We start from the raw sequence: 12,041 nt of genomic DNA on the forward strand, positions 1-12,041 counted from the left end.
ACGCAGCCGTCCTCCCAGCCCCACAGCGAGATGGGATCGACGGATACTCCGTTCTGGAGGATCAGTCGCCAGCCCGTGTCCTCTCGCTGCCAGATATCGCCGTCTCGGTCCCAATACAGGCCGATCGATTGGGGTTCGATCGGGTTATCGTCCAGCATCGGTACGGGAACGACCGGTCGCACACCCCTGCGGCCGATAGCCTGCATGGCGAAACCCTGGTGCTCGACGGATGCAATGTCCGTAGCCATTGACTTTCCCTCCTCGTGTCGATGTCTAGAACTATTCGCTACCGTATTTTCGGGGAACTTTCGCGCAGGTCAGGGCGTGTCTTTCCAGATAAATTATTTGCCCATTATTAGCCAGCAAATGTTTATGCGAATTCGCCGCGGCCAATGAGCCGAGCGGGTCACCCCGATGAGATCGAGCACTTGTATGTAACTCATGTTCTCACATATCTTGGAGAGAGCCGCACCACACCGGCGTGGTCGGCGTGCCTCCCGAACCACGGGCACGCCGCGCGGCAACCAGGAGGCGACGATGACACTTTCCACCGCACCGGGCACCACCCCCGAGGTCCGTGAGTACGGCGAACTGCTGCGCACCCTGTCGGAGGGATCGGTGGACCGGCACTTCGACCCCTACCTCGACATCGCCTGGGACTCCCCGGAATTCGCCATCGACCGCGACGATCCCCGCTGGGTGCTGTCCCCGGAGGTCGATCCACTCGGGGCCACCGAGTGGTACCGGAACCTGCCGATGGAACGGCAGATCGAGATCGGGCGCTGGCGGATCAGCAATTCCATCAAGGTCGGCGCGGCCTTCGAGAGCGTGCTGATCCGCGGAATGATGCAGTACATCATGAAGCTGCCCAACGGATCCCCCGAGTTCCGTTACTGCCTCCACGAGATGACGGAGGAGTGCAACCACATCCAGATGTTCCAGGAACTGGTGAATCGCATCGGCGAGGACGTGCCCGGCATGCGACCCATCTTCCGGGCGCTGTCACCCTTCATCGGTGTCGCCGGCGGCTATGCCTGGGCGATTCTGTTCATCGGAATCCTGGGCGGCGAGGAGCCCATCGACCATTATCAGAAGGCCATCATCCGGGACGGCGCGAAACTGCCGCCGGCGGTGGTCCGGTGCATGGAGATCCATATCGCCGAGGAGGCGCGCCACATCTCCTTCGCCAACGAGTTCCTGAAGGAACATATCCCGGCCATGAACGCGGTGTACCGCAATGTGTGCGGCATCGCCTTCCCGCTGGCCATGCGCTGGCTGGCGGGTGAGATCATGGCTCCGCCACCGGAATTCGCCCGCAAGTTCGACATTCCCCGCTCGGTGATCCAGGAAGCCTTCTGGCAGGCGCCGCATTCGCGGCGCATCCTGTCCGACTACTTCGGGGATATGCGCTCGCTGGCAACCGAACTCGGACTGATGAACCCGGTCACCAAGCGCCTGTGGCGGCTGCTGCACATCGACGGGGACCTGTCCCGGTATCGCAGCGAGCCCATCCGCCGCGCCGTGCGGGTCGCCTGAGCGAGGACGAGGTGAACCGCGTTCGCACACTCGATGAATAGCTCGGACGCTCCTGGTCATCAGCCTGTCTCGGCCTCGACCGCGTCGCGCGCACGGTGGCACCATGTGCGCGTAGAGGCTCGAGGCGAACGAGGGCGGCGGTATGACCGAGGTGCGCACCCGTAGCACGATTCGCGGCACCCGGGGGCCGGTGCGGGCCGTCAATCGCTGGTTGATCGGCATCGCGACGGCCCTCGGACTGTTCCAGCTGGTGGTGCTGCCGCTGGTACTGCTGCCCCACGACCCGGCCTGGGGTTGGACGCTGCTGGTTCCGATGCTGCTGACCACGCCGTTCTGGTCGCTGATCCACGAGGCCGTACACGGCACGCTGCTGGAGCGCCGGGCGCGCAACGACGGCTGCGGACGCGCGCTCGCGGTGCTGTACGGCTCGCCGTTCGCCCTGCTCAAGGCCGGGCATCTGCTGCACCACCGGTACAGCCGGACCCGGGAGCGCACGGAGATCTACGACCCCGCGACATCCAGTTGGGCCAAGGCCGCCCCCGGCTACTACCTGCGCCTGTTCGGTGGCCTCTACCTGCTCGAGGTCGCGGCGGTGCTGTTGGCCGCCTTGCCCGCGCCGCTGCTGCGCGGGCTGGCCCGGCGGCTGGACGCGCCGGATTCGGTCTCGGGGCCGCTGTTCGAACGCATCGCCCAGGCCGAGCAGCTCACTCGATTCCGCACCGACGCGGTCGCGATCGTGGCACTGCACACCGCGGCTCTCCTCGCCTACGGCGAGCACGCCTGGATGCTGCTGGCGGCCCTCGGCGGCCGCGCCCTGATCATCTCCGTATCCGACAACGCCTACCACTACGGCACCGACCTGGACGCACCGCTCGAGGCCATGAACCTGCGCCTGCCCCGGCCCCTCGAACGCCTCGCGCTGAATTTCAGTCTGCACGGCGTGCACCACCGCCACCCCGGCCTGCGCTGGTACGAACTGCGCGACCGCTTCGTGGCCGAGGGCGCCCACTACGACCTCGGTTGGACCGCCGCCGCGGCCCGCCAGCTCCGCGGGCCCATCGAACTGCGGGGCTGAACTCGGCCGGGGCCACGTGGGCGCTCGGGATCGGCGCGGGCCGCCGCGGGTGGTCGTGGACCCGCGGCGGCTGTTGCGGTTACGCGGAGCCGCTGGTGGGCGGGAAGGAGACCGAGGATCCGGTCAGGATCATCTGGGCCAGGGTGTTGAAGAAATTGTCTACTGCGCTGCCGCTGTCCATATCGCCCCCTCCTAGGTGGTGGGGGCCGGGGTGGGAGTCGGCGTGCCGGGGGTGACGGACGTCGACGAACCAGAGGTCAGGACGTGGGCAAGGGCCTGGAAAAGGGTGGCGATGCCGCTACCGGTATCCATGGGTGTTCCTTTCGGATCGATCTGCCGTGAAACGCGCTCAGGCAGCGTTGGGGTCGTAGTTGAGGCTGGAGCCGCTGCCGAGCAGCGCCAGCAGCGAGGCGATCAGGGCGTTGACGTCTACGCCGTCCATGGTGATTCCTTTCTTTCAACTGTTCGGAAAAGTCTTTTCCGACAGGTCTATTCGTTCAGCTCTATTCGTTGTCAGCCATGACCTCGATCAACGAGAGCGGACGCATGTCGGTCCACTGGGACTCGACGAAATCCAGACAGTGCTGCCGGTCGGCGGGACCGTGCGCGATGGTCCAGCCGCCGGGAATGGCGGCGAACACCGGCCACAGCGAGTGCTGCGCCTCCTCATTGACCAGCACATAGAACTGCGCGTCTGCGTCGTCGAAGGGATTGCTCATCGGATTGCCTTTCTCAGCGGGGGTTTTCGCGTGGGAGCCAGCCGCACGGCCGGGTCGCGGCCGTGCGGCATCGGGTGCGCGGCTAGCGCGGTCCGGCTTGCCTGCGGACCGCGTTGAGCACGCGGCTGATGTGCGCGAGGGCATCCGGTGCGGTCATGCGCCAGTGGGTGGCCTGCACGGTGTGGTTGTGCACCACGCCGTCGATGGCGTCGGACCAGGTCGAGACACCCGAGGCGCCGCTCGGATCGTCGCCGGCGGCGGCGAAGTACAGCAGATCGCCCTTGAAGCGGCGGGGGCGGTGCTCGGCGATGAGGGTGAGCGAGCGCACGCCGCCGTCGATGATGCGCGCGATGCGGTCCACCCCCAGCGAGGAGAACGGTTCACCCAGTGCCGCGAGGCGTTCGGCCACGACGGCCGGTGCGGCGTCGTCGAGGTCGCCCGGCTCGGCGAGCAGTCCGCCGAGCACCTGGGCGACGGGAATGGTGGTCGGCTCGTCGGCGGCGACCGCCAGCGAGCTGTCCAACATGGCCAGGGTGGCGACGGACTGGCCCTGGTCCTGGAGCAGGACCGCGACCGCATGGGCCAGCACGCCGCCCAACGACCAGCCGAGCAGGTGGTAGGGGCCTTCCGGCTGGACGGCGCGAATCTCACGGGCGTACTCCGCCGCCCACGCGTCGATGGAATCGGGCAGGGGCGCAGCGGTGGACAGCGTCGGGGATTGCAGACCGTAGATGGGACGGTCGGCATCGAGATGGGCGGTCAGACCGGCGAAGGACCAGGCGATGCCGCCCGCGGGATGGATACAGAACAGCGGGGCACCGGTGCCGCTCGGGCGCAGCGGCAGGAGCACCGAGAAGGCCGAGTCCGGATCGAGGGCGTCGGGATGCGGATGGACAAGGCGGGCGGCCAGTTCGCCGGGGGTGGGTGCGGTGAACAGGACGGACACCGGAATGCGCTCGGCCAGGGCGTCGCTCAGCTCGGCGGCCAAGCGTACGGCGAGCAGGGAGTTGCCGCCGAGTTCGAAGAAGTTGTCGTCCAAGCCGATCCGCGCCGCGGGAAGCACCGCGGCGAAGGCAGCGCAGATCTGGTTCTCCACATCCGTTCGCGGGCCCCGGTATTCGCGAGGGGTGAAGGTCGGGTCCGGCAGCGCTTCGCGGTCGAGCTTGCCGTTGACGGTGCGCGGGAGTTCGTCCAGGAGCACGAAGGCGGCCGGGACCATATAGGACGGCAGGGATGCCGCCAGCACCGACCGTACCCGTGGGATGTCCAGGGCGGGTTCCACATCCGGGCTGCGCGGCGGCGCCGGAACCACGTAGGCGACCAAGCGGTCGCCGGTGTGCGGGTCCGACTTCGCCAGCACCGCCGCCCGAGCCACCTCGGGCAGCGCCGCCAGCGCCGCCTCGATCTCGCCCGGTTCGATGCGGAAGCCGCGAATCTTCACCTGGAAGTCGGTGCGGCCGCGGTATTCCAGTTCGCCCTCGGCGGTCCACGCCGCCAGGTCGCCGGTGCGGTACATGCGCTCGCCCGGGGCGAACGGATTGGCCACGAAGCGATCCGCGGTGAGGTCGGGACGTGCGAAGTAGCCCCGGGCCAGCTGGTCTCCCGCGAGGTAGAGCTCACCCGGGACACCGGCCGGAACGGGCCGCAGGCGCGCGTCCAGGACGTAGACCCGGCTGTTCCACTCCGGGCGGCCGATGGGAACCGACAGCTCGTCGGCGGCGTTCACGCGGTGGCACGTGATCGACACCGCGGTTTCGGTGGGACCGTACAGGTTGAACAATCCCGTATCCGGATACCTCTGCCGAAAGCGTTGCGCCAGTTCGGGGTTCAGGGTCTCACCGATGGCGAGGACGCGGCGCAGGGTGTCCGGGAGGCCATCGGTGAGCAGGGCGTCGAGCAGGGCGGGGACGGTGTGCAGGGTGGTGACCGCCTCCCGCGCCATCAGCTCGCCGAGCGCGCGGGGGTCCCGGTGCGCGTCGGGTGCGGCGATGACCAGGCGACCGCCGCAGACAGTGGCCGACCAGAACTCCCAGACCGACAGATCGAAGGTGGCGGCCGTCTTCAGCACGACGGCGTCGGCGGCGTTCAGGCCGAATTCGGCTCGCTTCCAGAGCAACTGGTTGACCACCGCTCCGTGCGGCACCACCACGCCCTTCGGGCGGCCGGTGGAGCCGGAGGTGAAGATCACGTACGCGGTGTGGGCCGCCGACAGCGGCGCACGCCGGTCGACATCGGTGATCGGCTCGGCCGCCAGTGCTTCCAGCGCCGGATCGTCGATACGCACCAGCGGGGCGACCGCGGTGCGATAGGAAGCGTCGGTGAGCACGCAGACCGGCGCGGCCGTCTCGAGGATGTAGTCGGTCCGTTCGGCGGGCTGGTCTGGGTCCACCGGCACGTACGCACCACCGGCGACCGATACGGCGTACATGGCCACCACCAGATCGACCGAGCGCCGCAGCGCCAGCGCCACGCGTGTCTCGGGTCCGACGCCGAGCGAGATCAAGTGCCGCGCCAGGCGATTCACCCGCGCGCCGAGTTCGGCGTAGGTGAGCACCACGCGGCCGTGCGATGTCCACGCCACCACTGCGACGGCGTCCGGGTCGGCCGCCACGCTCGTGTCGAGCAGCGAAGCCAGCGTGGCTCGCTCCTCCACCGCGGCGGCGGTGTCGTTCCAGTGTTCGAGGATGTGGACCCGCTCCCGGGGCGCGAGCAGCTCCAGCTCACCCACCGGCGCGGTGGGCCGGGCGAGGATCTCGCCGAGCAGGCGCTGGAAACGGGAGGCGAGCCCGGCGACGGTGCCCTCGTCGAACAGCGCCGTCGCGTAGGTGACGGCCGCGTCCAGCCCGGCGGGCACGCCGTCGGCGTGATACCGGTCGGCGACCACCAGATGCAGGTCGAAACGCGATACCGCGGTGTCGTATCCGACCGGGCGCACGGTGAGCCCGTCGAGGGCGAATTCACCGCCGGTCGCATTGTTGAACGAGTACCCCACCTGGAACAGCGGATGGCGCGCGGTGGAGCGCACCGGGTTCAGCACTTCGACGAGCCGCTCGAAGGGCACGTCGGCATGGGAGAACGCGGCCAGGTCGGTGGCGCGCACCCGGTCCAACAGGGTGGTGAAGCGCACGGCCGGATCGATATCGGCCCGCAGCACCAGGGTGTTCACGAACATGCCGACCAGATCGTCGAGGGCGTCCGCCCCGCGTCCCGACACCGGCGTGCCCACCGCGACCGCCGAGTCGCCGGACAGGCGCGACAGCAGCAGCGCGAAGGCGGCGTGCACCACCATGAACAGCGTCGCGCCGCGCGCGCGTCCCAATTCCAGCAGCCGGGCGTGGGTTTCGGCGTCGATGGTGAATTCCACCTGCCGTCCGGCCGTGGAGACCACCGCCGGACGCGGCCGGTCGGTGGGCAGGGACAGCTGGTCGGGCAGACCGGCCAGGGTCTCGGTCCAGAACCGGAGTTGGCGAGCCGCGAGGGAGTGCGGGTCGTGCTCGACGCCGAGCCGGGTCCGCTGCCACACCGAGTAGTCGGCGTACTGCACCGGCAGCGGCGTCCACGCGGGCGCCGCACCGGCGCGGCGGGCGGCGTAGGCGGTCACCACGTCGCGGGCCAGCGGTGCGAGCGAGGCGCCGTCGGCGGCGATGTGATGCACCGACACCGCGAGCACGTGGTCGTCCTCGGCCACCGCGTAGAGCCGCGCCCGCACGGGGATCTCGGCGGTGACATCGAAGGGCGCGCCGACGAATTCGGTGACGGCGGCGGTGATACCGGCCGCCGCGAGAGGGATCGGGGTCAGGTCCGGCACGGGCGCCCGCTCGGCGGGCACGACCACCTGCACCGGTCCGGAATCGGTGAGCGGGTAGACCGTGCGCAGCGTTTCGTGGCGGGTCGTCACATCGGACAGCGCGGCGGTGAGGGCGGCGATGTCCAGGTCACCGGTGAGCCGGATGGCGAGCGGGATGTTGTAGGCCGCCGCGGCGGTGCCGTCGGCGGTGGCCGCACCGGCGGTGTCGAAACGGTTCAGGAACCACATGCGCTGTTGGGCCGGGGACAACGGCACCGGACCGTGATCGGTGCGCGGTGCGAGCACCGGTTCCACCGCCGCCGGACCGGCGTCGGTTACGGCCGCCGCCAGGGCGGCGACGGTGGAATGCTCGAAGACGGTCCGCATGGCCACGGGTGCGCCGAGGCGGGTGGACAGCCGGGCCGAGAGCTTCGCCGCACTCAGCGAATTGCCGCCGAGGGCGAAGAAATCGTCGTCGAGCCCGACGCGGTCGACGGCGCGGCCCAGCAGCTCGGCCATGGCCTCGGCGACGCTCCGTTGGCTCGAGGTGACCGGAGCCCGGTAGACCGCTTCCCGGAATACCGGTTCCGGCAGGGCTTTTCGATCCAGCTTGGCGGTCGGGGTGAGCGGGATGGCGTCGATGACCATGACGGCGGCGGGCACCATGTAGGCGATGAGTGAACGAGCCGCGAAGGCGCGCAGCGCATCCACGTCGACGGTGTGGCCGGGGGCGGGCACCACATAGGACACCAGGGCGGTCTCGCCGGTGGCGTCGCGGTGGCCGACGGTCACCGCGCTGTCGATCGCGGGGTGTGCGGTCAGCACCGTGTCGATCTCACCGAGCTCGATGCGCAGGCCGCGCACCTTCACCTGATCATCGGTGCGGCCCAGATACTCCAGCGTCGGAGCAGCCCCTCCGTCGACCACCGGCGAGGTCCAGCGCACCAGATCGCCGGTGCGATAGAGCCTTTCGCCGGGCGCGCCGTACGGATCGGCCACGAAGCGGCTCGCGGTGAGACCGTGCAGGCCGTGGTAGCCACGCGCCAGACCCGGTCCCCGCAGGTACATTTCGCCGGTCACCCCGTCGGGCACCGGCCGCAGCAGATGGTCGAGGACCACGGCCGACAGCCCGGCGGCCGGACCGCCGAGCACCACCGGATCGCCGGGGCGCAGCGGGGTGCTCATATGGGTGGTGATGGTGGCCTCGGTCGGGCCGTAGGAGTTGTACAACTCCCGATCCCGTCCCCAGCGCCGGAGCAGATCCGGGCCGAAGCCCTCGCCGCCCACCGCCAGGTGCCGCAGTCCCGTCAGCGTGTCCGCGTCGAGGGTGTGCAGCACCGACGGCGTGATGAGTGCGTGCGTAACCCGCTCGGCACGAATGAGTTCGGACATCTCCGCACCGCCGAAGACATCGGCGGGCGCGATGACCAGGGTGGCACCCACCGGCAGCGCCATGAGCACCTCCATGAGGGAGGCGTCGAAACTGGGCGAGGCTCGGTGCAGGACGCGGGCGGCGGCCGTGGTAGGGCAGCGCTCCAGGTGCAGGGCGGCCACACCGGTGAGACCGGCGTGGGTGACCACCACACCCTTGGGCCTTCCGGTGGACCCGGAGGTGTACATCATCCAGGCGGCATTGCCGACGGTCACCGGGCGCACCCGTTCGTCGTCGGTGACGGCCGCGCAGTCGTGGCGCCGCACTCGTCGCGCGGTCGCGTCGGCGTCCAGCACCAGCCATTCGACGCCCGCGGGCAGTGCGGCCGCCGCCGCGGCGACGGTGAGGCCGATCCGCGCGCCGGAGTCGGTGAGCATGTGGGTGATGCGCCCGGCCGGATAGGTGGGATCCACCGGCAGGAAGACCGCCCCGGCCTTCGCCACCGCCCACAGTGCCACCATGGAGTCGATCGACCGGGGAATGGCGACGGCGACGACGTCTTCCGCTCCGAGCCCGGCGTGGATGAGCAGTCGGGCCAGCCGGGACGAGCGCTCGTCGAGTTCCCGGTAGCTCAGTTCCCGTCCCGCGTACACCAGGGCGGTGGCCTCCGGGTCCAGCGCCACGGCCGCGACCATGATCTCGGCCAGGGTGCGCGGTGCGCTGGCGCGCGGACCGCGGCGGGCGAGAATCTCGGCGCGTTCGGCGGGGGCGAGAATCTCGATCTCACCGACCCGGCGGCGCGGGTCGGCGGTGACCGCGCCCAGCACCCGGCCGAAGCGGCGCAGCAGTTCGGCCGCCGTCGACGCGTCGTAGAGGTCGGTGGCGTAGGTCAGTTCCACCGGGAGGTGGCCGTCCGCGTCGAGCGTCTCCCCGATGGTGAAGGTGAGGTCGAATTTGGCGACGCTGTCATCGAAGTCGACGCCCTCCAGCACCAGTCCGGGCACCGCGTGTGTGCGCGAGTCCAGGTTCACATAGCTGAGGCTGACGGTGAACAGCGGATGCCGGGCCCGGGTGGGTTCGACGCCGAGGGCGTCCACCACCCGTTCGAACGGCACGGTGGCGTGGGCGAAGGCGGCCACGTCCACCGCGCGGGTCGCGGCGAGCAGTTCGGCGAAGGTGCGGTCCGGGCGGTCGATCCGGGTGCGCAGCGTGAGGGTGTTGACGAACATGCCGACCATGCCGTCCAGTGCGCTCGCGCCGCGCCCCGCCACCGGCGTGCCGACGGCGATGTCGTCGGTGCCCGACATGCGGGCCAGCAGTACCGACAGGGCGGCGTGCAACACCATGAACGGTGTCACGCCGTGCCGCTTGGCGACGCCGTCCAGCCGGGCTCCGACACCGCCGCCGATCCGTCCGCGCACCACCGCGCCGCGGCGCGAGGACAGCGGCGGGCGGGGCCGGTCGGTGGGCAGCGGCAGTTCGTCCGGCAACCCGGCGAGGGTCTCGCGCCAGAACGTGAGCTCTTCCGCCGCAACGGTTTCCAGCACCCGGTGCTGCCACAGCGTGTAGTCGGCGTACTGCACCGGCAGCGGCGTCCAGGTCGGGCTGCCGCCGGAGCGGCGGGCAAGGTAGGCGGTGACGATATCGCGCAACAGCGGATTCATGGAGAAGCCGTCGGCGATGATGTGGTGCAGCACCACCACCAGCACGTGACTGTGCTCGGCCTCGCGCAGCAGCACCGCCCGCAACGGCACCTCGGTGGTGACATCGAAACCGGCGGCGGCGATCTCGGCCACCCGTGCGGCCACCGCACCGACGACCGGCTCCACCTCCGGCGACAGCGCGGTGTGCGGCGGCAGCACCACCTGATGGCCCTCGCCGTCGGCGTCGAGCGGGAAGACGGTGCGCAGCGCCTCGTGTCGGGCCACCACGTCGGCGAAGGCCGCGCGCATGGCGGCATGGTCGATTTCGCCGAGAATCCGCACCGCCGCGGGAATGTTGTAGGCCGGGGATTCGGGATCCAGCCGGTTCAGCAGCCACATCGGCTGCTGTGCCGGGGACAGCGGAATCCGGGCCGGACGCGGCCCGGCGGTCAGCGCGGGCAATGCGGGCGCGATGTCGTCCGCGACGAGACGGGCCGCCAGCGCGTGCACGACCGGGGCCTCGAAGAGGGTCGGCACCGGGACCCGACGCCCCAACCGCTCCCCCAGCCGGGCGGTGACCCGGGTCGCGATGAGCGAATTGCCGCCGAGTTCGAAGAAGTCGTCGTCCGCGCCGATGGGATCGGTCGAGTCGAGCGCCTCCGCGAACACCGCCGCGACCAGCTCCGCCAGCGGAGTTGCCGGAGCGCGGAACACACGAGCCTGGAACCGCGGTTCGGGCAGCGCCCGACGGTCGAGCTTTCCGGCCGGGGTGAGCGGCAGCGCATCGAGCACCATGATCGCGGACGGCACCATGTAGGGCGCGAGGCTGCGGGCCGCGTGGTCGCGCAGCTCCGTCACATGCACCGAATTCCCTTCGGCAAGAACGACATACGACACCAGCACGGTCTGCCCGCGCTGATCCACGCGGCCGACGGTCACCACCCGCTCCACGGCCGGATGCGCGACGAGCACGGCGTCGATCTCGCCGAGCTCGACCCGGAATCCGCGAACCTTCACCTGGAAGTCGGTGCGCCCCAAGTACTCCAGCTCCCAGCTACCGGAGGCTCCGGGCATCCGGCGCACCAGATCGCCGGTACGGTACATGCGTGAGCCGGGCGCACCCCACGGGTCGGCGACGAACCGACCGGCGCTGAGGCCGGGTGCGTCGTGGTAGCCGCGGGCGAGGCCCGGACCGGACAGGTACAGTTCGCCCGCCACGCCCGGCGGCACCGGCGCGAGGCGCTCGTCCAAGACCCGCGCGGCCGTGCCCGGAATCGGTGCGCCGATGCCGACGCGCCGCCCCGGGGCCAGATCGGCATAGGTGGCGACAATGGTGGTCTCGGTGGGCCCGTAGGCGTTCAGGTAGGTGCGGCCCGGCTGCCACGCGGCCACCAGTTCGGCGGTGCTGACGTCACCGCCGACGTGCAGGACGCGCAGCCGGTCCAGTCCGGCGGGGTCCATGGTGGCCAGCACGCCGGGCGGGATGAGGGCATGGGTCACCCCGACGTCGCGGATGAACTCGGCGAGTTCGGGGCCGCCGTACACCGACGGCGGCGCGATCACCAGGGTCGCGCCGGTCGCGAAGGCGCACAGCCATTCGAGGACGAACGGGTCGGCGACGGGGATGCGGATCTGGAGCATCCGGTCCTCGGCGGTGAGCCCGTACCGCACCACGGCGTGATCGACCAGAGGGCGCAGACCCGCGTGAGTGACGGTGACGCCCTTGGGCTTTCCGGTGGAACCCGAGGTGTAGATCAGGTAGGCCGGATGGTCGACCCGCAGCGGGGACGGTCGGTCGGCATCGGTCAGGTCGGTGGCGGCGTGGCGGGCGCACTCGGCCACCACGGCGGGATCGTCGAGCAGCAGCCAGGGCAGGTCGGCGGGCAGCTCCGGCGCGAACTCGGCGAGG

At 70.3% G+C, this 12,041-nt stretch carries 5 protein-coding genes; 2 read left to right on the forward strand and 3 right to left on the reverse strand.

Annotated features, from left to right (window positions below):
* Positions 1-248, reverse strand: a 248-nt coding sequence (locus tag QK444_RS22210) for a hypothetical protein (protein WP_282783292.1), incomplete at its 3' end; no start/stop codon positions are given.
* A gap of 289 nt (positions 249-537) precedes the next feature.
* Here QK444_RS22210 and QK444_RS22215 point away from each other — a divergent pair.
* On the forward strand, positions 538-1,536 hold the full coding sequence (locus QK444_RS22215; protein ID WP_282783294.1) for a diiron oxygenase: 999 nt from the start codon (positions 538-540) through the stop codon (positions 1,534-1,536).
* A gap of 142 nt (positions 1,537-1,678) precedes the next feature.
* The gene (locus QK444_RS22220) at positions 1,679-2,611 is read left to right on the forward strand and encodes a fatty acid desaturase (protein WP_282783296.1); all 933 of its coding nucleotides are present in this window, start codon (positions 1,679-1,681) and stop codon (positions 2,609-2,611) included.
* A gap of 503 nt (positions 2,612-3,114) precedes the next feature.
* Here the strand turns inward: QK444_RS22220 and QK444_RS22225 are convergent.
* Both QK444_RS22225 and QK444_RS22230 read right to left on the reverse strand, forming a co-directional pair.
* Positions 3,115-3,330: an MbtH family protein gene (locus QK444_RS22225; RefSeq protein WP_282783298.1), complete on the reverse strand. Its 216-nt coding sequence runs from the start codon at positions 3,328-3,330 to the stop codon at positions 3,115-3,117.
* An 82-nt stretch (positions 3,331-3,412) separates the two neighbouring features.
* On the reverse strand, positions 3,413-11,977 hold the full coding sequence (locus QK444_RS22230) for a non-ribosomal peptide synthetase (protein WP_282783300.1): 8,565 nt from the start codon (positions 11,975-11,977) through the stop codon (positions 3,413-3,415).
* Between the last annotated feature and the right edge of the window lie 64 nt (positions 11,978-12,041).

The sequence above is a fragment of the Nocardia sp. CC201C genome, assembly GCF_030010695.1.
In the GTDB taxonomy this organism is placed as follows: Bacteria; Actinomycetota; Actinomycetes; order Mycobacteriales; family Mycobacteriaceae; genus Nocardia; species Nocardia otitidiscaviarum.